At 61.9% G+C, this 23,451-nt stretch carries 24 protein-coding genes and 1 riboswitch; of the genes, 13 read left to right on the top strand and 11 right to left on the bottom strand.

Annotated features, from left to right (window positions below; genetic code table 11):
• Positions 1-3: 3 nt before the first annotated feature.
• Positions 4-3,021 (top strand): autotransporter outer membrane beta-barrel domain-containing protein, encoded by a 3,018-nt coding sequence (locus tag M6G53_RS17545; protein WP_253333341.1) that lies wholly within the window; start codon positions 4-6, stop codon positions 3,019-3,021.
• Between the two features lie 64 nt (positions 3,022-3,085).
• Here M6G53_RS17545 and M6G53_RS17540 read toward each other — a convergent pair whose 3' ends face one another.
• Positions 3,086-4,069, bottom strand: a complete 984-nt coding sequence (locus tag M6G53_RS17540; protein ID WP_253333339.1) for an AraC family transcriptional regulator — start codon at positions 4,067-4,069, stop codon at positions 3,086-3,088.
• Between the two features lie 138 nt (positions 4,070-4,207).
• Between M6G53_RS17540 and M6G53_RS17535 the strand changes: the two genes are divergently transcribed.
• Positions 4,208-5,038 carry an alpha/beta hydrolase gene (locus M6G53_RS17535; protein ID WP_301286244.1) on the top strand — a complete coding sequence of 277 codons (831 nt, stop codon included), beginning with the start codon at positions 4,208-4,210 and terminating at the stop codon, positions 5,036-5,038.
• Between the two features lie 55 nt (positions 5,039-5,093).
• Here the strand turns inward: M6G53_RS17535 and rluF are convergent, their stop codons facing one another.
• Both rluF and M6G53_RS17525 read right to left on the bottom strand, forming a co-directional pair.
• Positions 5,094-5,963 (bottom strand): 23S rRNA pseudouridine(2604) synthase RluF, encoded by an 870-nt coding sequence (gene rluF, locus M6G53_RS17530; RefSeq protein WP_253333335.1) that lies wholly within the window; start codon positions 5,961-5,963, stop codon positions 5,094-5,096.
• Between the two features lie 105 nt (positions 5,964-6,068).
• Complete coding sequence (locus M6G53_RS17525) at positions 6,069-6,509, bottom strand: winged helix-turn-helix transcriptional regulator (RefSeq protein WP_025303888.1); 441 nt, start codon at positions 6,507-6,509, stop codon at positions 6,069-6,071.
• A 96-nt stretch (positions 6,510-6,605) separates the two neighbouring features.
• On the opposite strand from M6G53_RS17525, the gene M6G53_RS17520 reads away from it, so the two are divergent.
• A complete protein-coding gene (locus M6G53_RS17520) occupies positions 6,606-7,823 on the top strand; it encodes an MFS transporter (protein ID WP_253333333.1) in 1,218 nt (405 codons plus the stop codon).
• Here M6G53_RS17520 and M6G53_RS17515 read toward each other — a convergent pair.
• From M6G53_RS17515 to M6G53_RS17500, 4 genes are all read right to left on the bottom strand, one after another.
• Positions 7,820-8,245, bottom strand: coding sequence for a GNAT family N-acetyltransferase (locus M6G53_RS17515; protein ID WP_253333331.1), 426 nt, complete (start codon positions 8,243-8,245; stop codon positions 7,820-7,822). The two genes, M6G53_RS17520 and M6G53_RS17515, sit on opposite strands and share 4 nt — an antisense overlap.
• A 70-nt stretch (positions 8,246-8,315) precedes the next feature.
• Positions 8,316-10,280 carry an FUSC family protein gene (locus tag M6G53_RS17510; protein ID WP_253333329.1) on the bottom strand — a complete coding sequence of 655 codons (1,965 nt, stop codon included), beginning with the start codon at positions 10,278-10,280 and terminating at the stop codon, positions 8,316-8,318.
• A gap of 4 nt (positions 10,281-10,284) precedes the next feature.
• On the bottom strand, positions 10,285-11,322 hold the full coding sequence (gene mdtN / locus M6G53_RS17505) for a multidrug transporter subunit MdtN (RefSeq protein WP_253333328.1): 1,038 nt from the start codon (positions 11,320-11,322) through the stop codon (positions 10,285-10,287).
• A 10-nt stretch (positions 11,323-11,332) separates the two neighbouring features.
• The gene (locus tag M6G53_RS17500) at positions 11,333-11,596 is read right to left on the bottom strand and encodes a YtcA family lipoprotein (protein WP_253333326.1); all 264 of its coding nucleotides are present in this window, start codon (positions 11,594-11,596) and stop codon (positions 11,333-11,335) included.
• A gap of 216 nt (positions 11,597-11,812) precedes the next feature.
• On the opposite strand from M6G53_RS17500, the gene M6G53_RS17495 reads away from it, so the two are divergent.
• From M6G53_RS17495 to M6G53_RS17485, 3 genes are all read left to right on the top strand, one after another.
• On the top strand, positions 11,813-12,424 hold the full coding sequence (locus tag M6G53_RS17495) for a TetR/AcrR family transcriptional regulator (RefSeq protein ID WP_253333324.1): 612 nt from the start codon (positions 11,813-11,815) through the stop codon (positions 12,422-12,424).
• A 179-nt stretch (positions 12,425-12,603) separates the two neighbouring features.
• Positions 12,604-13,920 carry an aconitase X gene (locus tag M6G53_RS17490; protein ID WP_253333322.1) on the top strand — a complete coding sequence of 439 codons (1,317 nt, stop codon included), beginning with the start codon at positions 12,604-12,606 and terminating at the stop codon, positions 13,918-13,920.
• Positions 13,917-14,315, top strand: a complete 399-nt coding sequence (locus tag M6G53_RS17485; protein WP_253333320.1) for an aconitase X swivel domain-containing protein — start codon at positions 13,917-13,919, stop codon at positions 14,313-14,315. The genes M6G53_RS17490 and M6G53_RS17485 overlap by 4 nt, the downstream gene beginning before the upstream one ends.
• 52 nt (positions 14,316-14,367) lie before the next feature.
• On the opposite strand, the gene M6G53_RS17480 is transcribed toward M6G53_RS17485, so the two are convergent.
• On the bottom strand, positions 14,368-14,694 hold the full coding sequence (locus M6G53_RS17480; protein ID WP_253333317.1) for a hypothetical protein: 327 nt from the start codon (positions 14,692-14,694) through the stop codon (positions 14,368-14,370).
• A 208-nt stretch (positions 14,695-14,902) separates the two neighbouring features.
• Here M6G53_RS17480 and M6G53_RS17475 point away from each other — a divergent pair, with 208 nt between their 5' ends.
• The 4 genes from M6G53_RS17475 (at position 14,903) to M6G53_RS17460 (ending at position 18,166) form a co-directional block, all read left to right on the top strand.
• Positions 14,903-16,456, top strand: a complete 1,554-nt coding sequence (locus M6G53_RS17475) for a UGSC family (seleno)protein (protein WP_253333315.1) — start codon at positions 14,903-14,905, stop codon at positions 16,454-16,456.
• The gene (locus M6G53_RS17470; protein WP_366519503.1) at positions 16,444-17,073 is read left to right on the top strand and encodes a phosphopyruvate hydratase family protein; all 630 of its coding nucleotides are present in this window, start codon (positions 16,444-16,446) and stop codon (positions 17,071-17,073) included. Before M6G53_RS17475 ends, M6G53_RS17470 begins: the two co-directional genes overlap by 13 nt.
• Before the next feature lie 74 nt (positions 17,074-17,147).
• The gene (locus M6G53_RS17465) at positions 17,148-17,849 is read left to right on the top strand and encodes an AzlC family ABC transporter permease (RefSeq protein WP_253333313.1); all 702 of its coding nucleotides are present in this window, start codon (positions 17,148-17,150) and stop codon (positions 17,847-17,849) included.
• Positions 17,846-18,166 carry an AzlD domain-containing protein gene (locus tag M6G53_RS17460; protein WP_253333311.1) on the top strand — a complete coding sequence of 107 codons (321 nt, stop codon included), beginning with the start codon at positions 17,846-17,848 and terminating at the stop codon, positions 18,164-18,166. Before M6G53_RS17465 ends, M6G53_RS17460 begins: the two co-directional genes overlap by 4 nt.
• Before the next feature lie 6 nt (positions 18,167-18,172).
• Here M6G53_RS17460 and M6G53_RS17455 read toward each other — a convergent pair whose 3' ends face one another.
• Positions 18,173-19,012: an AraC family transcriptional regulator gene (locus tag M6G53_RS17455; RefSeq protein WP_253333309.1), complete on the bottom strand. Its 840-nt coding sequence runs from the start codon at positions 19,010-19,012 to the stop codon at positions 18,173-18,175.
• Between the two features lie 329 nt (positions 19,013-19,341).
• Positions 19,342-19,438, top strand: a riboswitch (TPP riboswitch).
• Positions 19,439-19,473: 35 nt separating this feature from the next.
• Between M6G53_RS17455 and thiM the strand changes: the two genes are divergently transcribed.
• From thiM to M6G53_RS17440, 3 genes are all read left to right on the top strand, one after another.
• Positions 19,474-20,265, top strand: coding sequence for a hydroxyethylthiazole kinase (thiM, locus tag M6G53_RS17450; protein ID WP_253333307.1), 792 nt, complete (start codon positions 19,474-19,476; stop codon positions 20,263-20,265).
• Complete coding sequence (gene thiD, locus M6G53_RS17445; protein WP_253333360.1) at positions 20,265-21,065, top strand: bifunctional hydroxymethylpyrimidine kinase/phosphomethylpyrimidine kinase; 801 nt, start codon at positions 20,265-20,267, stop codon at positions 21,063-21,065. The genes thiM and thiD overlap by 1 nt, the downstream gene beginning before the upstream one ends.
• Positions 21,066-21,149: 84 nt before the next feature.
• Entirely contained in the window at positions 21,150-21,608 is a 459-nt protein-coding gene (locus M6G53_RS17440; RefSeq protein ID WP_253333305.1) for an inhibitor of vertebrate lysozyme family protein, read from the top strand.
• Between the two features lie 39 nt (positions 21,609-21,647).
• Here M6G53_RS17440 and gutQ read toward each other — a convergent pair whose 3' ends face one another.
• Both gutQ and srlR read right to left on the bottom strand, forming a co-directional pair.
• Positions 21,648-22,619 carry an arabinose-5-phosphate isomerase GutQ gene (gutQ, locus tag M6G53_RS17435; RefSeq protein WP_063990517.1) on the bottom strand — a complete coding sequence of 324 codons (972 nt, stop codon included), beginning with the start codon at positions 22,617-22,619 and terminating at the stop codon, positions 21,648-21,650.
• Positions 22,612-23,385, bottom strand: a complete 774-nt coding sequence (gene srlR / locus M6G53_RS17430; RefSeq protein WP_033635559.1) for a glucitol operon DNA-binding transcriptional repressor SrlR — start codon at positions 23,383-23,385, stop codon at positions 22,612-22,614. The genes gutQ and srlR overlap by 8 nt, the downstream gene beginning before the upstream one ends.
• Between the last annotated feature and the right edge of the window lie 66 nt (positions 23,386-23,451).

Genomic DNA, 23,451 nt, shown 5'->3' with positions numbered 1-23,451 from the left:
CCCGTGACTGACAATGTATCGCATCCTTTAGCGGTTAAAACGCCGCTTTCCAAACTTTACCTCGCTCTATTTTCCGCGCCGCTGTTGATGCTGGCACCCGCCGATATCGCTCGCGCAGACGATGCCATTTTTGATGGCGACTCAAAAATTACCGAATCATTGGCCTACACCGGGGACGTTTATGTCGGCCGCAATCAAAGCGGCAATCTGCTGATCGAAAATGGCAAGATCAGCGCCTATAACATCAATATCGGCCGGATGTTCAACGGCCAAATTCATGACAGCCTGGTCACGGTTCGCGGGCCGAACGCCGAGCTGAGCGCGGTGAACGATCGGTCCGTGCTGCGCGGCGACCTGAATCTGGGGCGGGGCACCCTGCGGGTTGAAGACGGCGCGCTGGCCAGCGCGAAAGAGATCGTGGTCGGCACCACGCGCGGCTATGACAGCCACCTGATCGCCACCGGCGCCGGTTCCCGCGTCATCAGTAATTTTCTCAGCGTCGGCACCGATTTAGGCGCCCGATCTACGCTGGCGATTGAAGACGGCGCGGTGTTGAACACCGCCTTTGACGCGCGCATCGGCAATGGCAGCGGGCTGGGCGAGACCGATACGCTGAGCCCGAAAGCCACGGTCACGGGGGGCAATTCCCAATGGAACGTCGGCCGCGCGCTCACGCTCTACGGCGATCTGGACGTGCTGAACGGCGGCGCGGTCAACGTCGGTAATATTCAGGTGGCGGGTGTCTCCGGCGCGCGTAAAACCGCCGAGCTGACGATCGCCGGCAACGGCTCGCGCGTGACCAGCGGCAGCAGCGTTAACGTCGGAGACTACGGCAACGGCGTGTTGGCGGTCATGGACGGTGGAGCATTCTCCGCCGGCGGCAACGAAGTGGTGCTGGGCAAGACCGGCTCCGGCTCGAACCGCGGCGCGCTGATTATCGGCAGCCGAGGAAACATGGACACCGGCACCGGGTTGACCGAGCCGACGCTCGGCGCGGCGGGCGCCGCAGGCACCCTCGATGCCCAGACGGCGATCGCCCTGCGGGGCGGGCTGTTCGGCAGCTATGTGTACTTTAACCATACCGACGGTAATTACGTCTTCAGCAACAAGATGAGCGGCGAAGGCGAGGTGATCAACACCGCCGGGCAGACGACGCTGAACGGCGATCTCACTGGGCTGCAGGCGAACGTCACCGCGCGCGGCGGCAAGCTCATCATCGCCAGCGACATCAATACCCAGAAAGAAGACGACATCTTCGAGATCCAAACCCTCAGCGCCGAGAACGGCGGCACGTTGATCCTCAATGCGACGGCGGGTTCCGACGTCAATAACGGGCAGGGTTACAGCAGCGCCGCGTCGATCAAGGCCGGTGGCACATTGGGCGGCAACGGCACGCTGGGCCAGACCGAGATCCAGTCCGGCGGCCATATCTCGCCCGGCGACGGCAATATCGGCACGCTGACGCTGAAACGCTACCTGAATTTTATCGGCGAATCCTTCTATGACGTCGATATCGCCGGCGATGGCCGCAGCGATCAACTGCTGGTGGCGGGTAAAACCACCATCAGCGATCGGGCCAAGGTGCAGGTTACGGCGCTGGATCCGCAAACCAGCTATAAAACCGGCCAAAGCTACCGCATTCTGACCTCGGACGGCGGCATTGACGGCCAGTTCGCGGCGGCGGTCTCCAAGTCCGCCTTCCTCGATGTGGCGCTGAACCACAGCGTCAACGCCGTGGATCTGACCATTGCGCAGAAAGACACGGGCGGTGAAAATCCAGGGGGCGAGAACCCGGGCGGGGAAAACCCAGGCGGTGAGAATCCGGGGGGCGAAAACCCGGGTGGAGAAAACCCAGGCGGGGAAAATCCGGGGGGCGAGAATCCAGGCAGCGGCAAGCCGGGCATTTTCCAAACGGTGGCCGAGAGCGGCAACCAGTGGAATACCGCCGGTGCGCTCTCGACGTTGGTGCAGAGCGGCCCTTCGCTGGCGCTGTACAACTCGCTGCTGTTGCTGAGCGCGCCGGAAGCGCGCGAGGCGTTCAATCAGCTGTCCGGCGAAGTCTATCCGTCGATGCAGTCTAACCTGATCGCCGGCAGTACCCAGCTGTTCAACGTGCTGAACCAGCGCATGCTGCGCCTGTTCGACAACGACAGCCTGCCGATACCGCCGCTGGCGATGTCGCTGGTGCAACCGGCACAGGCGCAAAACAGCGGCGTCTGGGGGCAGACCTTCAGTTCCTGGGGCCGAAACAGCGGCAACGGCAACGTGGGCAAGCTGGATGGTAACACCACCGGCTTCCTGTTAGGGGCGGATCGCAAGCTGGCGGACCATAACGTGCGCATCGGCGGCTACTTCGGTTACAGCCGCGGCGATTATGACGTCGACAGCCGCCGTTCCAAGGCCGATACCGATAACTACCACCTTGGCCTGTATGCGGCGGGGCAGCAGGATGCGTTCTCGCTGCGCGGCGCGCTGGGTTACACCTGGCACAAGATCGAAGGCAAGCGCAACGTCGATTTCAGCGGCTTCTCGGATCGGCTGAAGTCGGACTACGACGCCAACTCGCTGCTGGCGTTCACCGAAGCGGGTTACCGTTTCGGCCAGCCGGAGATGAACGTCGAACCGTTCATTAACCTGAGCTATATCCGCCTGCATACCGACAGCTTCCAGGAGTCGGGTGGCGCGGCGGCGCTGAGCGTGCGCAATGAAACGATGAACACCTTTTACTCCACGCTCGGGGTGCGCGGCGTGACCGAGCTGCCGAAGAACGTCAGCCTCTACGGCTCGCTCGGTTGGCAGCATGCCTACGGCGATAAGAACACCTCATCGCGCATGGCGTTTGTCGGCAGCGACGCGTTCGTCACTCAGGGCCAGGCCGTGGATGACAACGTGATGGTGGGTGATATCGGCGTGAGTGTGAAGCTGTCGCGTGCCGCGACGCTGGATGTCGGCTATCAGGGGCAATTCGGCGCCGATACCCGCGTGAATTCGGTCAACGCCAATTTGCGCTGGTCGTTCTGATTTTTCCTCTAGACTTCTCTGGTACCCACTGGCCCGCTTGATGCGGGCCTTTTTTATGGTGAGATTACACGGCTGCCAGCTTGCGCCACTGCATCGGCGAGATCTCGTAACGGCCGCGAAACGCGCGGCTGAACGCCGCTTCGGAGGTATAGCCGACCCGGTTGGCGATCTGCGCTACCGAAGCGCGGCTGTAACGCAGCAGCTCCGCGGCGCGATCCAGCCGCCAGCTGGTGAGATAGCTGAGCGGCGCCTGGCCGACAATGCGCTGGAAACGCTCGGCAAAGGCCGAACGCGACAGATTGGCCAACGCGGCAAGCTCCGGCACGCTCCAGGCGCGGCCAGGATCGGCGTGAATGGCGCTCACGGCGGGGCTGATGCGCTCATCGATCGCGCCGGAAAGCCAGCCGTGCCCGGTTTCGCCTTCCGTCGCCCAGGTGCGCAGCAGCTGCACGAAGATCACGTCAAGCAGGCGCGAGATCATGGCGGCGGCGCCCGCTCGCGGGGTGAGCGCCTCGTCGAGAATGAAGCGGCAGCTCAGTTCCAGCCACTCGAACGGCCGTTCGCGCAGGCCTTTCAGGATCAAGACCGGCGGCAATACCGACAGCAGGCGCTGCGACAGCATGCCGTCGAAGCCGAAATCGCCGCACAGCCAGGTGGTATCGCCGTGGCCAAGCGTCAGGCTCTCCCGGTGATAGTGGCTGTGCGCCAGCGCCGTCAGGTCGTGTGCCGGGCGGCCCGGCTGGTCGGCAATGGTGTGGGCGTGGCCGTGAATCAGCATCACCAGGTCGCCCTGTGAAGCGTGGTAGACCCGCGGGTCGCCTTCCGCCTCAATGGCCACGCTGCCGCTTCTGATGATGTGCAGCCGGTGCTTGCCGGCGGGGAAGCGCCAGCCGAACGGCGCCGCTGCCGCGCAGGTGAACACCGTATTGCCGCGCACGCGAATCAGCTCCAGCACTTCAGAGAAGGCGTCGCGTTTGAAGGCGAAGGGCTCTGCCTCATCCTCTTTATACGGCGGCGTCTCAGCAAAGAATCCCGGCTTTTGGGTCATGTCGTGCGCCTGTATCGCTTCTATAATTGGAACATCATCTCTACAGAATATCGCCGAAGTCAAAGGCTATTCGAGGAGGCAGCAGCGTTCCGCCGTAGGGTGAGGCGCTTCCGTTAACGATGGCATGGGGTAAGCATTATGGCGCCAGCAGCGCAGACCGACACGGTTGTTTTAATTCACGGGCTCTGGATGACGCCGCTGTCATGGGAGCACTGGGTCGCTCGCTACGAGCAGCGCGGCATGAGGGTGATCACGCCCGGGTATCCGGGCATTGAGCCGGGCGTTGCCGGCGTCGAGGCGCTGCGCCGCGATCCCTCGCCGCTGGCGAACCTGGGGGTGCGCGAGGTGTACGAACACCTCGCGGCGGTTATCGGCGCACTCGACGGTAAGCCGATCATCATGGGGCACTCGTTCGGCGGCGCGTTTGTGCAGCTGCTGCTGGATGCCGGCTTCGGCTCTGCGGGGGTCTCTATCGACGGTGCGGCGGTGAAAGGGGTGAAAGCCCTGCCGTTCAGCGAAATCAAAGCCACCTTCCCGGTGCTGCGCAACCCGGCGAATCTGCATCGCGCCGTGCCGATTAGCGAGAAGGAATTCCACTATGCCTTCACCAACAACCTGAGTCTGGAAGCGTCTAAAGCGGTGTACGATCGCTACTCGGTGCCGGTGTCGGGGCGTATGCTGTTCCAGGGCGGGTTGGCCAACTTTACGCCGGATGCGGCGACCACCTACAACTTCGCCAACGGCGAGCGTGCACCGCTGTTGTTTATCGCCGGCGGCAACGATCATATTTTGCCGCCGGCGGTGCAGCGGGAGAATTACGAGAAAAACGCCAGGGGCTCGCAGGCCATCAGCGCTTACAAGCTGTTCCCCGGCCGCAGCCACTATACCTGCGGCGAACAGGGCTGGGAGGCGGTAGCCGATTTCGCGCTCGACTGGGCGCAGGCGCCAGTGGCGGGCAGCCTGGATTGATCTCCACGATAAAAAAGCCCGCGTAAGGGCGGGCTGAGCGAGGGAGAAAGGGCGTTTAACGCCCTTTTTTCTTGCGCCCTGGCTGGGTAAAGCGTTTGCGGCCGGCCGGCGCTGCGGCTTTGTCGGCGCTTTTTGGGCCGCCGGCGCTCGGTTTTTTCGCCGCGGCGGGTTTAGCCGGGGCCTTCTTCGCCGGCTTGGCCTCGGACGAAGAGCCTTCAATCAGTTTGAACAGCTCGATCAGCTCGTCATCGGTCAGATCGCGCCATTCGCCCAGCGGCAAGCCTTTCAGGCTGACGTTCATGATGCGCGTGCGTTCCAGCTTGGTGACCTCGTAGCCGAAGTGTTCGCACATGCGGCGGATCTGGCGGTTCAGCCCCTGCACCAGCGTGATGCGGAACACGAAAGGCGCCTCTTTTTTCACCTTGCACTTTTTGGTTACCGTGCCCAGCATCGGCACGCCGGCACCCATGCCGCGAATAAACTCGTCGGTCACCGGCTTGTTGACCGTCACCAGATACTCTTTCTCGTGATTGTTACCGGCGCGCAGGATCTTGTTGACCAGGTCACCGTGGTTGGTCAGGAAGATCAGCCCCTGTGAATCCTTGTCCAGACGGCCGATCGGGAAGATGCGTTTGCTGTGGTTGACGAAGTCGGCGATGTTGTCGCGCTCGCCGTCTTCGGTAGTGGTGACGATGCCGACCGGCTTGTTCAGCGCGATCAGCACCAGATCTTCTTCATTGCGCGGTTCGATCAGCTGACCGTTAACCTTCACGACATCCCCGGCAAATACCTGAGCGCCAACGGTGGCGCGCTTACCGTTGATGAAAACGTTGCCCTGTTCGATGTATCGATCGGCATCGCGGCGTGAGCAGATACCGCTCTCGCTAATGTATTTGTTCAAACGAATGGATGAGTGGGTCAGCATGGGATCTCCGTAAAACGCGGACTATACATTACCCGCAGGGGATTGCGGAAGCTGTTAGAGGATAGATGCAATAACGTAAGGTAACGCAGGCTTTATTGAGACGCTTCATACCTTCACCACCCGGGTATTCAGCGGGGTGAGCGTCTGCCCGGCGCTGCCGATCGGCGTCAGGCGCGGGACGGGGCGGCCGCTGTCGCTTTCCACCAGCGTTGAGTGCGCCTCCCCCTCGGCGAACAGATGATCTTCCCCCCACTGGCGCAGGCCGACGATCACCGGAAACAGCGCGCGGCCCTTCTCGGTCAGCACATATTCCTGATAGGCGCTGCCGTCCGCAGCGGGCACGATCTCCAGCACGCCGTGCGTCACCAGCGCGCGCAGCCGGGTGGCGAGGATGTTCTTCGCCATCCCCAGCCCTTTTTGAAATTCGCTGAAGCGGGTGACGCCATCGAAGGCGTCGCGCACGATCAGCAGCGACCACCAGTCGCCAATCACATCCAGCGTGCGCGCCACCGGGCACGGCGCGTCCTCCAGGCTTTTACGTTTCACGACGTTTATCTCCAGCTGCACATTTCTGGTTGCATTATAAAACCTCTGCGCCTAAAGTTCATTGGGTTTAATAATGAAACCAGAATGAGGTGTGTGATGAGCGACAAACTGCTGGATCCTCCTTGCGCGGCGCTGGGGCGCCTGCCGGCTACCCTGGTGCTGCTGTTGGCCGCCGCCAGCGCCTTTAGCGTGGCCAACGTTTACTATGCCCAGCCGCTGCTGGACGCCATCGCCCGCGATTTCTCCATCAGCCTGGCGTCGGTCGGCATGGTGATCACCGTCACTCAACTGGGCTGCGCGCTGGCGCTGCTGTTGGTGGTGCCGCTGGGGGATCGGCTGAACCGGCATCGGTTGCTGGCGGTGCAGCAGCTGGGGCTGATCGGCGCGCTGCTGTTGGTGGGCTGGGCACCCAGCGCGCCCTGGCTGCTGGCGGGCATGTTGCTGGTGGGGTTGCTGGGCACCGCCATGACGCAGGGTCTGATCGCTTTTGCCGCCGCGCTGGCGGCGGCGCAGGAGCGCGGGCGGGTGGTCGGCGCGGCGCAGGGCGGGGTGGTGCTGGGGCTGTTGTTGGCGCGCACCCTGTCCGGCTCGTTGGCGGACGTTGGCGGCTGGCGCACGGTGTATTTCTTCTCTGCCGGAGTGACGCTGGTATTGCTGCCGATCCTGGCGCGTCTGCTGCCTGCGCCGCGCACCTCTCCCAGCGCGCTGAGTTATCCCGCGCTGTTGCGTTCGATGTTGAGCCTGTTATGGCATGACCGCACGCTGCAAATTCGCGGCATGCTGGCGCTGCTGATGTTCGGCGCTTTCAGCCTCTTTTGGAGCTCACTGGTGTTGCCGCTCAGCCAGCCGCCGTTCAACTTCACCCATGCCGCGGTGGGGGCGTTCGGCCTGGTCGGCGCAGTGGGGGCGCTGGCGGCGGTGCGCGCCGGACATCTGGCGGATCGCGGGCTGGGGCAGGCGGCCAGCGGCGTGTGTCTGCTGCTGCTGACGCTGGCCTGGCTGCCGCTCGGTTTGCTCGGCAGCGGCCTGGTTTGGCTGGTGGCGGGCATTGTGCTGCTGGATCTGGCGGGCCAGGCGATCCACGTGCTGAACCAGAGCATGATCTTCAGCGCGCACCCGCAGTCGCACAGCCGGCTGGTGGGCTGCTACATGCTGTTTTACGCCGTCGGCAGCGGGCTGGGTGCCTTTGCCGGTACCCATGTGTATGCCTGGGCGGGCTGGAGCGGCGTCTGCTGGCTGGGGGCGGGCGTCAGCCTGAGCGCGCTGCTGTTTTGGCGGCTGACGCTGCGCGGGATGCCCGGTGCCGCGCGCTAAAGGGCCGGTGAATGCATCAGGTAATACTCTTCTTCGCCGTCGTTGCCGGCAGAGATGATGCGCCAGCCGTGTTTGCGATAGAACGCCAGCGCCTTTTCATTCTTCGCCAGGCATTTCAGCGAGCCGGTGGCGGTGAAGGTGGCCTGCGCCGCCTGCAGCAGCGCGCTGCCGACGCCGCGCGGCGGCTGACGAGGATCGACATACAGGTTATGAATGAAGTTGTCTTCGCGGTAGACGGAGACGAATCCCAGCAGCACGCCGCCGTCTTCCGCCACCCAAATCGCTTCGTCCTGCGTCGCGCCGTCGAAATCTTCCAACTGATAGTTTGAGGTATCGCGCCAGCCGAACGCCACCTTGCGCGACGCCAGGTACAGCGTGCGCAGGAAAGGGCGGTCGGTCTCTTGGTAGGGTCTTATCTGCATGGTATCTCCCGGTGGTTTGTGCTCACTATAGCGCATTGCGCCGGGCGTGCTCGGCCACAAACGGAAAATGCTAGGCGTCGCCCCAGGCGGGCAGGCGATTGACCCCGTCGCTCAGCTCCTGCGCCAGGTGGCGCACGGCGTCGGCGTGCAGGGCGGCCAGCGGTGGATGAAAGTCGGGCGCCCGCAGCGCTTGCGGAGCGCTGGCAAGCTGCGCCGCATACGCGGCGAGAACGCGCCCGCCCTGGCGTTGCACCTCGAGCAGCGCCTCGCGTTCCTGCACGGACAGCACCGCGCCGCTGCCTGCCAGATAGGTGTTGAGCTTTTCGCTGGTCAGCAACAGGCTGCGCGTTTGGTTAAAGATCAGTTGGAGATGCCGGGTGAAGCTTTCATGGTTATCATCCGCCAACTGCCAGGTTGGTTCCAGCGTCACCCGGGCCACCACCGCTTCGCAGCCCTCGATCTTTTGCCAGATGCCGATGGCGTTGGTGTTCTCGCCGTCGAGGAAGCGCGACAATTCCCGCAGCAGGTTAGCGACCTGCTGCCGCAGCGACTCCCCTTCGTATTCCGGCCACAGCGTGGCGTGAATGAAGGTGGCGAACCCCACCCCCAGCACGATGCCGATCAGGCGATCGCGGATCTCGGTCAACTCGGTGACCGGGCCGAAGCTTTCCAGCAGCGCCAGGGAAAAGGTGAATACGATCTGCACCCCGGCATAGCTTATCTTCTCGGAACCGGCGGCGATCCAGGCGGAGAGGGCGATCACCGGCAGCGTCAGCAGCAACAGCCCGACGAGGCTGTCGAGGTGAGGCATGATCCACACCACCGAGATCAGCGCCAGCAGGCTGCCGATCGCCGCGCCGCCGAGACGCAGCCGCGCCCGCCGCTGCGTGGCGCCAAGGCTGGGCTGCGCCACGATCAGGCAGCTCAGCATGATGGTATGAATGCCGGACCAATCGACGGCGGTATAAAACACGTAAGCCACCAGCACGGTCAGCAGCGTTTTCAACGAAAACTGGATGTAAACCGGGTTGGTCAAGGCATCGGGGGTAAAGAAGGGCACTTTCGGCGGCGGCGCGGCCTGCGCGGTGTCGGCGTAATCGCTGCGGTTGGCGTAGACCTGCAGGAGGCCGGCCATTTCATTGAGCGGCGCCGGCACCTGCGGATCGCTGCTGCCGGCGATCGCGACGGAAAATCGCAGCGCGCTGTCATCGTTTATTGCGGCTTGCAGCGCGCGACAGGCGGCGTCTATCTCTTGCGCCAATTCGCGCGCGGCCGCGCCAAAGGCCGGCGGCAGCTGGTAGGCCAGGATATTGAGCTGCAACACCAGGGTGATCAGCGCCAGATAACCGGGTTCGTTGGCGCGGCAGCGATCGCTGCGCATCACCGAAAAGCGCAGCAGCTTATGCAGCTCGGTGGCGTGCTGCGAGATGGCGCTCAGATCGCGCGTCGCGTCGCCGTTGGCCAACAGGGCGCGGGTTTCGTCCAACACTGCGCTCATCCGGCCCTTTAGCTGCTTGAGCGGCTCGGCGGGCAGCAGCAGGGTATTGACCAGCAGGGTGAGCAAGATGGCGTAGTTGATCGCCACCCATACCCACAGCACCAGCCGTATCACCACTTCCGCCTGCGGGGTGAGATCGACAAAGCTTTGCGTGTAGATCACCACCAGCGCCATCAGGAAGAACAGCACCCCGACCTTGGTCACCCGCATCAGGAACACGCTGAGGAAAAACAGCGCGCTGGAGAGCAGGATGCGCAGCATCGGGTAGTCGTAGGTGAACTTCAGCACCAGAATGGCGGCGCCGATCGCCAGCGTCGAGCTGACGAAAAACAGGATGCCGATCGTGCGGGTGATCACGATATTGGATTGCGTGATAAAGAAGATAGCGATCAGCGATAACGCCAGCCACGGCACCTGCAGCGTCTGCGAGATCACGATGGCGATCGCGCTGGAGAGCAGGGCGCGGATCACCAGGTTGATGCGGCTGTCCGAAGGGCGCAGCTCGTCGATCAGCTGAGACAGCCAGCCGCGAGACATCGTTTTATTCTCCATGGCGCAGGTTCAGTTTCGCCACCGCCGAAGCGCCCACGCGGAACAGCGCCGGGTTGGGGGCTTCCACCGCAATCTTGACCGGGAAGCGCTGCGAAACGTGCACCCAGTTGATGTTGCGCGATACGTTGGGCAGGCCGCCCAGCACCGTGCCGCCGTCGTCGGGCTGCACGCCGTAGCTGACCGATTCCACCTTGCCGTTGAATGTCTGGCCGGTATCGCTCATCAGATAGAGCGTGGCCGGCACGCCGGGATGTACGCCTTTCAGGTCGGTTTCGCGGAAGTTGGCGACCACGTACCAGCGGCGGGTGTCGATCAGCGTAAATACCGGTTTGGCGCTGGAGGCATATTGGCCGACGGTGGTTTTCAGCGAGGCGATGCGGCCGTCGAACGGCGCTCTGACCTCGGTGAATTCCAGGTTCAGTTTGGCGATGGCGATGTCGGCCTGCACTTCGGCGCGCTGCGCGACCAGGGCTTCGACGCCGCTGACGGCGGCTTCCGCCTGTTTCGCCTGCAGCAATGCGGCCTGCAGCTCCGCCTGCGCCGAGCGCTGGGAGGTGCGGGCGGTTTCCACTTCTTCCGCCGAAACGTAGTTCTTGCCGAGCAGCTTCTGCCGGCGGTTGAGGGTGTCGGTCGCCTGCGCCACCAGCGCCTGCGAGCGTTTGACGATGGCGTTCATCGATTCGGCGTTGTACTGCTGCGCGTTGACCGAGCGCTGCGTCAGCTTGATTTGCTCATTCAGCGTGATCAGGCGCGCCTTGCTGGCCGCCAGCGCATCCTGGTAAGGGCGCGGATCGATGCGGAACAGCAGATCGCCTTGCCGCACTTCCTGGTTGTCGCGGATCGGCATCTCGATGATGCGGCCGTTCACCTCAGGCACCACGTCGATGGTGTCGGCATAGGCGTAGGCATCGTCGGTGGTGGGGGCGTTTTCCACCCGCCAGACGACGACGGCGGCCACGATGAGCGTCAACGCCAGGATGGCAAGCACCAGCAGTCTGCGCCGGTTTGGGGTATGTGGTTGGGTCATGGCGTCAGTCTCAGTGGGGGAAAACCAGTAACCAGGTCAGCATGGCAATCAGCGCGGTCAGCGCCGGATACGTCAACAGCTGCGGCGCCAGCCAGGCGCGTTTTTCCGGGGTGCGCAGCAACAGGTGGATCGCCACCATGCCCGCCACGCCGCCGCACAGGCAAAACAACCAGTCGGGGAACGAGGCGCCGAACACCACCATCGACGGTGCCGGCGAGCACCCGGTGAGCAACAGCGCGGTCAGGCAGGTGATAAACAGTTTTTTGTCGGGCATAGGCGTTCTCTGGCGATTGGCTTGGGCGACGGGCCGAATGAAATGACTCTTTTTCAGTGAGTGAGATCACTGTTTGTCTCCCCTGCGCTTGCGTCAGGGTAAACTAGAATAAATACTCTACTCCAAACTAGAGGAATTAATCTAGTTTTTTGTGTTGCTCTGCCTTCGTTGCGGCAAATGGGTATAATGTTTCGATCATAGTAGGCAGATACGAATATGCATATCGACGAACACATCACCGGGCGGGAGCCGCAGCAGGAAAGAGGGCGGCAGCGCGTACAAACCATTCTGGACTCGGCGGCGGCGATCGTGGCGCAGGACGGGCTGGCGGCGCTCAGCATGCAGCGGCTCGCCAAACACGCCAAAACCTCCATCGGCTCGATGTATCACTTCTTCCCCGATCGCCACGCGGTGATCAAGGCGCTGGCGGATCGGCATACCGAGTCGGTCGAGGCGCTGGTGCGCGACATGGCGTTGGCCAGTGATGACGAATGGCGCGGTCTCTCCGCTGAAGAGGTGATCCAGCGGCTGTTTTCACCCTATGCGCAATATTTGCGCGAGCACACCGATTACCTGCCGGTAATGCGGGAGATGAACCTGCCGGACGAAAAGTCCACCTTCCTGGCGCTGATCGCCAGAGTGCTGCAGCTGCGCCGCCCCGAGACCGCCGAAGCGGAGATCCTGCAACAAACCCGGCTGTTGCAAAGCCTGGTGGCCGGCACCTTGCACCACATCTTCAAAACGGCGCCGCAGAGCGTGGCGTTTTCGCTGGCGGAGCTGCCCGGCGTGCTGAGCCTGTATCTGGCGGGGAAAGAAAGCGCGGCGTAGGCAATGAGCCGATGGTTTGCGGCGGCCGTGCACGTGCCGCCGCTGCGGCGCAAGTTGGCCGCTTGTTGTTATTAATCTTCTGATTATTGATATTTCCATTCAGTCCGTAGTGTTAATTTCTCGTCACGCTAAACATTGCAGGGGCCTCTCTGGCGCTCCCTCCAAGGAATCAGTGACTTATGCAACTAACCGAAACGGATCAGGCATACCTTGCCGGCGCGGCCGGGCCTGGCGTGCAAAAGTGCATGCAGGTGCTCGTCAATTTTTCGAAAGCCTTTGGCGCGCCGAAGCTGGTTAATATCGCCAGCGCGCACGTTATTCCCAATATTCCCTTGGGGCTGCTGGAAACGCTGACGGAGGGGGTGGAAACGCTGCCCGTCATGACCACCCTGCATCCCCACATGTCCGCGCTTTGCCCCAGTGCCTGGCCCTCGATGGGCATCGACACGCAGTATGCGCAGGCGAAACTTCCCGATGTGAAACGCCGCGCGGCACTGTTTGCGGAGAAAGGGTTTAATCAAACCTATACCTGCTACCCGGCGATGGTGGGCAGCCTGCCGAAAAAAGGCGACTACGTCTCCTGGATCGGTTCCGGAGGGCAGGTGCTGGTGAATTCGATCATCGGCGCGCGCTGTAATCGCGACGGGGCGTTGCTCACGCTGGCGGCGGCCATTACAGGCCGTTCGCCTTATTACGGACTATTTCTGGATAGCAACCGCCTGGCAGAGGTGCAGGTCACGTTTGACGGGCTCGATGCGAATCGGCTCTCAAAAACGGAGCTTAGCGCGATAGGTTATTACCTGGGGGCGCAGGCCAAATCGCATAATATCGTGATCGACGGCATCGACCGTGAACTCGGCATGGACCATCTTAAGCAGATCATGATCCCGCTGACGGTCACGGGCTCGGTGGGGGTTTGTCATGTTCTCGGGGTGACGCCGGAAGCCGACACGCTGAAAGAAGCGCTTGGCGGGCGCTGGCCGGTGAAAAAGATTTCGGTCGGCCGCGAGATATTGCGTCAGTCGCTGGCGCAGTATGCGCCGAAGAACGGATCGGGCTTTCCTCTGTTGCCGCCGCAGGCCGGCGTGACGCCGAAGCGGGACATGGCGCCGACCGATATGGTGGTGCTGGGGTGCCCACACCTGACCATTCAGGAGATCCGGTTACTCGCCGGTTTGCTGGCGGGGCGGCATATTCCGCGCCATAAACATTTATGGATCGGGTTGGCGCATCAGCAATACCAGCTCGCCAGGGAAATGGGCTATGCGGCGACCATTGAACGTGCGGGCGGCGTCATGGTCAGCGCCTGTATGTCCACCATTCCTGATTCCCCCATTCCGGCGCAGGTCAATTCCGTAATGACGTCTTCGATGAAAGCGGCTCACTACATCACGCAGTTGAATCAGAAACGCCTCTGCGTAGGCGTTGCGGACATCGAATGTTGTATTCAGTCATTGCTCGATTCAACCGTCTTCACACCGAAGGTAACCGCATGAAATTACAAGCCAGATCGCTGAATCCCGGGCGCGTGACCGCCGAGGCGTTTCTCGTCGAACAGGCATTTTCGTTCATCGGCGACTTCGATCCTCAGACCGGGGCGCTGCTGATCCCGCATCATCCGCGCTATGGGGAGTCGTTGGCGGGCAAGGTGCTGGTGTGCCCGGGCGGCAAAGGGGGAACCATGGCGCCATTTTTGATTTACGAGGCGCTTCAACTGGGTAACGCGCCGGTGGCGATTATTTGCAATCGTGCGGACCCGATTCTTTTTGAGTCGGCGATGGCGATAGACATCCCCATTTTTGACAGCTTCGACGGGGACGTTTTGGCGCTGTTCAGGCATGGCCAGCAAGTGGTCATTAACGGCGAAGACATTGCCATTGCGGCGTGTTAGGTCACAGATAAATAAAGCACCGGTTGAGCAATGGGCCGGTGTCTTTATATTTTCAGGCGTATTCAGACTGCATTTTTAGCCAGAATTCTTCCTGGCAGCGATTATAAAACTGCTTTTTCTGCGGTGAAATGGCATATTCGCCGTCGTGCACCACTTCATAACTTACCCAGCACTCACGGCAAACATCATCCGATTGGAACGTATCCGATTCCCTTTTATATAAAACCTGAACGCCATTATTGAACGTGTAAAGGATTTCACGTTCTTCGATCATGTTTTCCCCTTCCTGGAACCGTTCGACGGTTTCCGTCTTATTGACCGTTCTTACCGGTGACGGCAGCGCATGGATAGCGCAAAGGTAGCTGTAGAGTTGATGCATGGCAATCTGTCCCAAACGCGCCACTGGCGGCACTATGTCGCCCAAGAGTAAAGCAAATGCCGGTTGATGAAAAGGCGAAAGAGCGGCGGGCGGTTTTGCCCGCGTGGCGCCAGCTTGGCGGACTTTGGCAATTAACTGGCGTATTTTCTATATTCCGCGATTTAGGCTCATTGCTACTATTTTTATCCCGAAAACCTCAGGGTAAACAATGATAATGATGAACGATGAGTTGGCCGATGCTATTTTTGATCCGCGTGGAGAGAACCAATTTTACGCATTACAGTTGGCGCCGCGCCCCAGCCTGCAGGCATTAAGGGACGGCAAAGTCCTGTTTTTTGACAATACCAAGTTGGATTTTTGTCATTACCGTGAAATATTCACCCGTCTTGAGGCGGTGTTGAATGAACACGGCATTCACCATATCGAACATGTTCGTCAGTCGGTGCGCGGCACCATGACGGAACAGATCCGCGCGCTGGCGGACAATTTGGCGCAAAGGCAGGTTCAGGCCGCCGTGGTGGCGTTAGCCGACATGGGAACGTCGGTGATGACCACCATCCTCGCCATTGAACTGGAGAAAAGAGGGATCGCCACGCTCTTGATCGCCTCGCCTCCCGGAGACAATCTGGCCGAACACGTGGCGCATTACCGGGCGGGGCAGCTGTGCATTTGCCGTCTCGATATCTATCAGGCCAGCACCGTCAGCGATATCCGCCGTCAGGTTGACGCCCAGCGCGCCTGCGTGTTGGCGGCGCTCACTTGTGCCGGCAATACGCAGGCCGCCGCTGAACTTCATCCGAAGATGGACCGCGATCGGCATGTGTCCGGGGTGGAAATGATGCGCTACAGCGGCCTGGACGCGCTGATGGCGGAGTATGAAAGCCTGTCTATCGGCGATGGTTTGCCGGTGATCCCGCCGACGCCGGCGCGTTTTGCCGCCATGCTGGAATACTGTGCCGAGCCGCTGGATACCGTGCTGATCCCTGAGGCGGGGCCTTCAGGCAAAAATATCCGCGTGCGGGATGTGGTCGTCAACAGCATTCTGGCCGGCTGCAAACCCGCCTTCTTGCCCATTGTGACGGCGACGCTCCGTGCCATGGCCGATCCGGCGTTCAACTTCCAGCAATCCATCACCACCTCGTATAACGGCGGCAACCTGGTGCTGGTCAGCGGCCCGATTGCCGGCGAACTGGGGATCAGTTCTGGCCAGGGCTGCATGGGGCCAGGATTTCGTGCCAACGCCACCATTGGCCGGGCCGTTAACCTGACGATCCTCAATGTGTGCCGCGCCTACCCGGGCAAAGCGGATCTGGGCTGCCTCGGCTCGCCGGTTGAATTCACTTACTGTTTTGCCGAAAGCCTGAGCCACAGCCCGTGGCCGACGTTGAATGAAGAGCGGTTCGGGCCTGAGGCGACCAGCGTGTATCTGATGAAGGCGGAACCGCCGACCGACGTGGTCGATTTTCTGAGCCAAACGGCGGACAGCCTGCTCGAGGTGATTGTCGACAGCGCCACCCATCTGGGGCGCATGAACGCGTATATCCCGGGGCGAATCTTGATTGTCCTGACGCCCGATCACGCCCAAATGCTGCAGAACGCGGGCTGGAGCAAGAGCGCGCTGCGGGAATATCTGCATGCACATATCCATAACCCGCTTGGCGCCGTGCAGGGCAAAGGCCTGGTGCCCGTGAGGCCGGCGCAGTTTGCCGGCCGCGATCCCATGCCGGCGTCTCCGGCACCGGCGGCTTCCTGCCGCCGCTAAGCTCCAATGAGCAGGGGCTGACGCTGCTGCTGGAAGCCATTGAAAAAGCGGGCTATGAGCCGGGTGTGGAGGTCGGGTTGAGCATGGATATCGCGGCCGAGATGTTCTTTAAAGACGGCCGGTATCACCTGGCGGCTGAAGGGCGAACGCTCACGACCGCGGCCTTTATTGATTACCTGGCGTCGCTCTGCGGGCGCTATCCGATCCTGCTGATGGAAGATCCGTTGGGTGAGGATGACTTTGACGGGTGGGTCGCGCTGACGCGCCGGCTGGGCGGCGAAATAGAGCTGGTGGGCGACGATCTGTTTACCACCAATCTGGCGCGCTTTGAGCAGGGCGTCGCCATGCGGATGGCCAACTCGATTTTAGTCAAACCGAATCAGGTCGGTACGCTGAGTGAAACCATGAACCTGGTGGCGTCAGCCAAAGCGGCCGGATACGGCATCGTGTTCTCACGGCGCTCCGGTGAAACCGAGGACACCAGCATCGCCGATTTGGCGGTGGCGCTGAACGGCACCAAGGTGAAGTTTGGCTCCCTGGCGCGCACCGAGGCGATGGCCAAATACAATCAGCTGCTGCGATTACAGGACGCGATCGCCAGTGCGCAGAGAGTCTGATTTGGCCTGTACTCCTTATCGCCTCCCCCGTCAGCGGGGGAAGGCTTATTCTCGAGAACCGTACCATGAAGCCGATGTCTTTCTTTGTTCAGGGCAATAAAGACGCCATGCCCCTGTTGCTGGGCCTGCTGCCCTTCGCCGTGCTGACCGGCGTCAGCGCCATTCAGGCGGGAATGACGCCCTGGGTTGCTCAGCTGTCGTCTTTGTTGCTGATGTCTGGCGCTTCACAAATTGCCGCTGCCACGCTGATGACCGCCGGCGCGGCGCCGTTCGTCGTGATCGTCACGCACATTGCGATCAATTTTCGCTATGCCATCTACAGCGCCGGGCTGTCTCAGTTGAAGCTCCATTTCACTCCGCTGACCAAGCTCGCGGCGGCGCAGGTGCTGATCGATCAGACTTACGCGCTGACGTTTTTGCGTTGTCAGGCCCAGCCGCCGGGCGCAAAAGAGAAAACGCTGTATTACTTCGGCACGGCGCTGCCGATGTGGCTGGTGTGGCAAGCGGGAACGGCGGTGGGGATCCTTGCCGGCCCGCTGATTCCCGCCGGCTGGCATCTGGAGTTTGCCATCACCCTGTGCTTTATCTCCCTGTTGGTGCCGATGTTGAAAAACGCCCCTATCTTGGTGGCGGCTGCCTGCGCCGGGCTGATGTCCGCCTTTACCAGCGGATGGCCCTATAATCTGGGATTCTTGTTTTCCATGGCCGTGGGCGTATTGGCCGGCGGCCTGTATCACAAGGCCCGGTGGTCTCAACGCAGTGGGGAAGCGTCATGAGCGAAACGACGATTTTATGGGTGCTGGTCATCAGCAGCCTGGGGACGTTTCTGCTGCGCTACTCTTTTCTGTGGCTCAATGACCGCCTGCCGTTTCCCGAACGGGTGGGCGAGTGGCTGAAACTGATCCCGGCTACGGCCATCGTGTCTCTGATCGTGCCTGCCCTGATCGCGTCTCCCTCGGCGCTGACGGCTGAGGGGGCGCCAAAACTGTGCGCGGCGCTGGTGGCGACGCTGGTGATGTGGAAAACGCGCAATGCCACCTTGATGCTGCTGCTCGGCATGGCGACGTTTTGGCTGAGCGGCGGGCTTGGCTGACCGCGATCAACGTGCGTTGGGCCTGAGCAATTGGTCGCGGTATTTTTTCGGCGTGATGTCCCTATAGTGTTTGAAAAAGGAGATAAAGGCGCTGGTGGTGGAGAACTCGAGGTAGTGAGCGATCTCGGTGATAGGTTTGCTGGTGGTGAGCAACTCCAGCGCCAACTGCAAACGCACCTGCTGGCGCCACTGCTGATAACACATGCCGGTTCCCTGGACGAACAGCCGATGGATGGTGCGCTCGGATGCGCCGCAGTGGGACGCCAGCTCATTCAATCGGGGCACCATTTCGCCTTTCAGGTGGTAGCACTGCAGGTAATTGCGTACCCGGGAATCGTTAGGTAAAGCCGGCCAGGTGGGGGGATGGGCGGCGACCCGGATTTTATCGATGAGCAGGGATTGCAGATGGAACTCGGTGCCCGCCATCCAGTCGGTGTGGAAAGGGGAGCGGCACATGGTCTCGATAACCTCTTCCAGCAGTGGCGTGACGGTAAATATTTCGACGCTTTTCGACAGCGACGCGAAGCGTTTTTGGTCGAGATAAACGGCGCGAAAATCGACATTGTCGCGGAGGATCACATTGTGGGAAACGCCGCCGGGGATCCAGAGCAGCTTGTGCGGCAGCACAGAGCAAATCCGCGTTTCCAACATGACGATAGCGGCGCCCGATTTGACATAGACCAACTGGCCTTTGGTATGCGAGTGCATTCTCGAACGCAACGAGTGTTCTTTCTCCTGGGAGAAAGAGGCGTAGATCGACACGATGGGCGTATCAATGGCGTCGGGGTCAAAATGTTTATTAAGCAGATCTGAATTGACGAAAATGGATTCAGTGATTTCTGGCATAGCACCATGACTCATAAAGTGTGTGGCTATAGTAATGAGATCTGATGAGTTGTGTCTAGCGCCCGCATGCGACTCCTGCCTCCGGTAACACTTTTTGCGCCTGTTGAAAGCGGTTGACGTGATTTTCCGCGTTAAGGCGGGGCGCAGCGCAGGCTCAGTAATTATCAGTAATTTTGATGTTTATTGGGCGGCAAGCCGGTCTCTCGGCTTTCTCTCCAGCGCCGGAGTCGCCATCAGGCGTGCGGCTGATTTATTCGCTTGTTTGTCCGCGCCGCCGCTGGCATGATCCCGTGCAGGGATTAACGCAATGTTGATCACAACCTATTGATTTTCATGACTCGGGGTGCCCTTCCTGGTGAAGGCTGAGAAATACCCGTATTACCTGATCTGGATAATGCCAGCGTAGGGAAGTCACGGCCGCCCAACCGGCGCCGCCTTCTTGAACGCCGGTTGGGAGGAGTATGATCGCTCGACCTGATGCACTGCCCGGCGCCCGCGCCGCGGCCTGTCTGACCCAATTCCAACAGCGGCCTCCGCTGATCCACTGCCTGACCAACGAAGTGGTGCAATCGCTGACCGCCAACGTGCTGCTGGCGCTCGGCGCCTCCCCGGCGATGGTGGTGGAGCCGCAAGAGGCGGCGCAGTTCAGCGCGTTGGCCGACGGCCTGCTGATCAACGTCGGTACCCTCAATGCGCTGCGCGCCGAATCGATGCGGGCGGCGGTGGCCGCCGCCAATCAGGCCGGCAAGCCCTGGACGCTGGATCCGGTGGCGGTCGGCGCGCTCTCCTACCGCACCGCCTTCGCCAAACAGCTGCTGGACGAGAAGCCGGCGGCGATACGCGGCAACGCCTCGGAAATCATGGCGCTCAGCGGGCTGCTGGCCAGCGGCCGCGGTGTGGACAGCGGCGACGATTCGCTGGCGGCGCTGCCCGCCGCGCGTGAGCTGGCGCAGCGCAGCGGCGCGGTGGTGGCGGTTACCGGCGCGGTGGATTACGTCACCGACGGCCAGCGCGACTGGGCGATCGAAGGCGGCTCCCCGCTGATGACGCGGGTGGTGGGCACCGGCTGTGCGCTGTCGGCGGTGGTGGCGGCGTTTTGCGCCCTGCCGGGCGATCGCCTGGATAATGTGGCCACCGCCTGCCGGGTGATGTCCCACTGCGGCGGTCTGGCGGCCAGGCATGCCGGCGGGCCGGGCAGCTTTACGCCGGCGTTCCTCGACGCCCTGTATCGGCTGCGCGGGGAGGATCTATGATGAAACGCATCAACGCCCTGACCATCGCCGGCACCGATCCCAGCGGCGGCGCCGGCATTCAGGCCGATCTGAAGACTTTCTCGGCGCTCGGCGCCTACGGCACCTCGGTGATCACCGCGCTGGTGGCGCAGAATACCCGCGGTGTGCAGTCGGTGTATCACATCGATCCGGCGTTCGTCGCCGCGCAGCTGGACTCGGTATTCAGCGACGTGCGCATCGACAGCGTCAAGATCGGTATGCTGGCCAATGCCGACATCGTGCAGGCAGTGGCTGAACGCCTGCGCCATTACCGGCCGGAATTCGTGGTGCTGGACACCGTGATGTTGGCGAAAAGCGGCGATCCGCTGCTGGCGCCGGAGGCGGTGGCGTCTATTCGGCGCGAGCTGTTGCCGCAGGTGTCGATCATCACGCCGAACCTGCCGGAAGCGGCGGCGCTGCTGGCCTGTGCGACGGCGGAAGATGAAGCGCAGATGCGCGAACAGGGGCGGGCGCTGCTGGCGATGGGCTGCCGGGCGGTGCTGATGAAGGGGGGGCACCTGAGCGAAAGCGAGAGCCCGGACTGGTTGTTTACCGCCGAAGGCGAGCAGCGCTTTACTGCACCGCGCGTCGCCACCCGCCACACCCACGGCACCGGTTGCACGCTCTCGGCCGCGCTGGCGGCGCTGCGCCCGCGCCATGCCGACTGGGCGGCGACGGTGGCCGCCGCCAAAGACTATCTGCAACAAGCGCTGCAACAGGCGGACACGCTGGAAGTGGGGCACGGCATCGGGCCGGTGCATCATTTTCACGCCTGGTGGTGAGTCAACTTTTTGCCGCAGCCGTGGTCTGACTGGTTCAGGCCCGGTTTTATGGGCGAAACCTGATTTAACCTAGGGAGAAGGACTATGACGGGACACCAGGCGCTGCGTTGCGCCCTTTTCGGCGCACTGCTCAGCTTCAGCGCGGGCAGCGTTGCCCAGCAGATCGTCACCACGTCGGATTTGATTCAGCAGCCGGGGTATCAGGCCAGCTGGCAAAACATGGTGAAAGGCCAGGCGCGGATGCCGGGTTGGGCGCGCAAGGGCGTCGGCACCTCTACGCCGGCGCAGAATTTGGACTGGAAGGGCAAAGCGTATCTGGTCGGCAACCTGTGCAAACCGCACGATTGCGGCAACAACTTTTTGATCGTGGCGTTCAGCGCGGACAAATCCCAGGCCTGGGGCGTGCGGGTAGAAGTGGCAGACCGGCCGGAAGCCGTCGACCATCCGAAGAAATACGCCAAGTACCAGTGGCTCGGCAAGCCGGATGACGACATGAAAGCGCTGCTGAAGCAGCAGTTCGAGAACAATCCCGACTGGAAATAATCTGACCGGAGGCGCCGGTGACGGCGCCCCCGGCGTTGATCAGCCGATGCCGGCCTGATGCAGATCGTGCAGGTTGAGCGCTCCCACCAGCACGCCGTCCATATCGACCACCGGGGCCGCGCTGATGTGCTGTTCGTGCAGCGCTTCCAGCGCCTCGCCGGCGCGCCACTGCTCCGGCAGCCGGTAGCCGGGGCGGGTGATCGCCGGGCTGAGCGGATCCTGCAGGCTGTTGCCCTTCACCAGCCAGCGACGCAGGTCGCCGTCGGTAAACACGCCCACCACCCGCTGCTGCGCGTCGCAGACCGCCACTAACCCGAGCCCGGTGCGGCTCAGCTCCAGCATCGCTTCCATCACGTTGGCGCTTTCGCTTACGCGCGGCAGGCGATCGCCGGTGCGCATCAGGTGATGCACGCGGTTCAGCAGCCGCGCCCCCAGGCTGCCGCCCGGGTGGGAGCGGGCGAAATCTTCCGCGTTGAACCCGCGCTGGCGCATCAGCGCCATCGCCAGGGCATCGCCCATCATCAGGGTGTTGACCGCGCTGGAGGTCGGCGCCAGCCCCATTGGGCAGGCTTCGCGCTCGACGCCGATATCCAGCACGCAGGCCGCGGCCAGCGCCAAAGGCGACTCTTTGCCGCCGGTGACGGCGATCACCGGAATACCGTTCTCCGCCAGCAGCGGCAGGATCAGATCCAGCTCTTTGGCGCGGCCGGAGTAGGAGATGAAGACCACCACGTCGTCGGCGCCGATCATGCCGAGATCGCCGTGCAGCGCCTCCGCCGGGTGCACGAAGAACGACGGCGTGCCGGTGCTGGCCAGCGACGCGGCGATCTTCTTGCCGATATGGCCGGATTTGCCGATGCCGGAAATCACCGCTTTGCCACGGCAGTTCAGCAGCAGTTCGCAGGCGCAGACGAAGTTGTCATCCAGCCGCGCCAGCAGGCGTTGCGCTTCGGTCAGCTCGATCTCCAGCGTTTCGCGGGCGAAGGCGAGCAGGGCGTTGGCGTTACTCATCGGGGTCTCCTACCAGAAGGATATTGATGCCTTTCGCCTGCAGGGCGGCGAGGTAATCGGGGTTGATGTCTCGGTCGGTGATCAGCGTATCGACGGCGCTGAGTTCGCACACCACGTTCGGGCTCTTGCGGCCGAATTTCGAGGAGTCTACCAACAGAATGATGCGGCCGGCGGCTTCGCACATCGCTTTGCTGACGTTGTGCACTTCGTTGAAGGTGGTGACACCGGCGTTGAGATCGACGCCGTCCGCGCCGATAAACAGTTTGTCGAAGCTGAACTGCTGAAACGCCGATTCGGCCAGGCTGCCGTGGAACGAGGCCGATTTTTTGCGGTAGGTGCCGCCGGGCATCAGGATGGTCTGATCGTTGTCCAGCTCCACCAGCGCGTTGACGATGGTCAGGCTGTTGGTCATCACCGTGATGTTATTGAACTGCGCCAGGTGCGGCACCATCTGCAGCACCGTGCTGCCGGCATCGAAGATCAGCGAGTCGCCGTCGGCGATCAGCGCCACGGCGGCGCTGGCGATGTGGCGTTTTTTCTCGGTATTGATATGGGTTTTGCGGTCGATCGGCTGATCGCCGTCGTCGCGGCTGAGCACCACGCCGCCGTAGGTACGGATCACCTCGCCTTCTTCTTCCAGCAGGGTGAGATCCTTGCGGATGGTGGTGCCGGTGGTGGAGAAATGCTCGGCCAGGGCGTCCACTGCCGTTTTGCCATGCCGCTGTAGATATTCAAGGATAGCGGCCTGCCGCTGCTTTGGTTTCATCGCGATTCCCGTTCACAAGAGTTGGGCATTTCCCCTCGCTGAATAATTCACTATGAAAGGTAATGT

This window comes from Serratia nevei (assembly GCF_024160145.1).
Taxonomy (GTDB): Bacteria; Pseudomonadota; Gammaproteobacteria; order Enterobacterales; family Enterobacteriaceae; genus Serratia; species Serratia nevei_A.
The sequence above is the reverse complement of the archived record's forward strand: the minus strand, read 5'-3'. Positions and strand labels throughout refer to the sequence as shown.

Bases quoted from the DNA above. Each gene is read 5' to 3' on its own strand.
- thiM (WP_253333307.1), top strand. From the start codon at position 19,474: ATGATCGCTCGACCTGATGCACTGCCCGGCGCCCGCGCCGCGGCCTGT.
- M6G53_RS17510 (WP_253333329.1), bottom strand. From the start codon at position 10,280: ATGTCTCGCGGCTGGCTGTCTCAGCTGATCGACGAGCTGCGCCCTTCG.
- M6G53_RS17495 (WP_253333324.1), top strand. From the start codon at position 11,813: ATGCATATCGACGAACACATCACCGGGCGGGAGCCGCAGCAGGAAAGA.
- M6G53_RS17465 (WP_253333313.1), top strand. From the start codon at position 17,148: ATGTCTTTCTTTGTTCAGGGCAATAAAGACGCCATGCCCCTGTTGCTG.
- M6G53_RS17440 (WP_253333305.1), top strand. From the start codon at position 21,150: ATGACGGGACACCAGGCGCTGCGTTGCGCCCTTTTCGGCGCACTGCTC.
- M6G53_RS17485 (WP_253333320.1), top strand. From the start codon at position 13,917: ATGAAATTACAAGCCAGATCGCTGAATCCCGGGCGCGTGACCGCCGAG.
- rluF (WP_253333335.1), bottom strand. From the start codon at position 5,963: ATGCTGACCCACTCATCCATTCGTTTGAACAAATACATTAGCGAGAGC.
- M6G53_RS17540 (WP_253333339.1), bottom strand. From the start codon at position 4,069: ATGACCCAAAAGCCGGGATTCTTTGCTGAGACGCCGCCGTATAAAGAG.
- M6G53_RS17460 (WP_253333311.1), top strand. From the start codon at position 17,846: ATGAGCGAAACGACGATTTTATGGGTGCTGGTCATCAGCAGCCTGGGG.
- thiD (WP_253333360.1), top strand. From the start codon at position 20,265: ATGAAACGCATCAACGCCCTGACCATCGCCGGCACCGATCCCAGCGGC.
- M6G53_RS17515 (WP_253333331.1), bottom strand. From the start codon at position 8,245: ATGCAGATAAGACCCTACCAAGAGACCGACCGCCCTTTCCTGCGCACG.
- M6G53_RS17490 (WP_253333322.1), top strand. From the start codon at position 12,604: ATGCAACTAACCGAAACGGATCAGGCATACCTTGCCGGCGCGGCCGGG.
- gutQ (WP_063990517.1), bottom strand. From the start codon at position 22,619: ATGAGTAACGCCAACGCCCTGCTCGCCTTCGCCCGCGAAACGCTGGAG.
- mdtN (WP_253333328.1), bottom strand. From the start codon at position 11,322: ATGACCCAACCACATACCCCAAACCGGCGCAGACTGCTGGTGCTTGCC.
- M6G53_RS17500 (WP_253333326.1), bottom strand. From the start codon at position 11,596: ATGCCCGACAAAAAACTGTTTATCACCTGCCTGACCGCGCTGTTGCTC.
- M6G53_RS17520 (WP_253333333.1), top strand. From the start codon at position 6,606: ATGAGCGACAAACTGCTGGATCCTCCTTGCGCGGCGCTGGGGCGCCTG.
- M6G53_RS17455 (WP_253333309.1), bottom strand. From the start codon at position 19,012: ATGCCAGAAATCACTGAATCCATTTTCGTCAATTCAGATCTGCTTAAT.
- srlR (WP_033635559.1), bottom strand. From the start codon at position 23,385: ATGAAACCAAAGCAGCGGCAGGCCGCTATCCTTGAATATCTACAGCGG.
- M6G53_RS17475 (WP_253333315.1), top strand. From the start codon at position 14,903: ATGATAATGATGAACGATGAGTTGGCCGATGCTATTTTTGATCCGCGT.
- M6G53_RS17535 (WP_301286244.1), top strand. From the start codon at position 4,208: ATGGCGCCAGCAGCGCAGACCGACACGGTTGTTTTAATTCACGGGCTC.
- M6G53_RS17480 (WP_253333317.1), bottom strand. From the start codon at position 14,694: ATGCATCAACTCTACAGCTACCTTTGCGCTATCCATGCGCTGCCGTCA.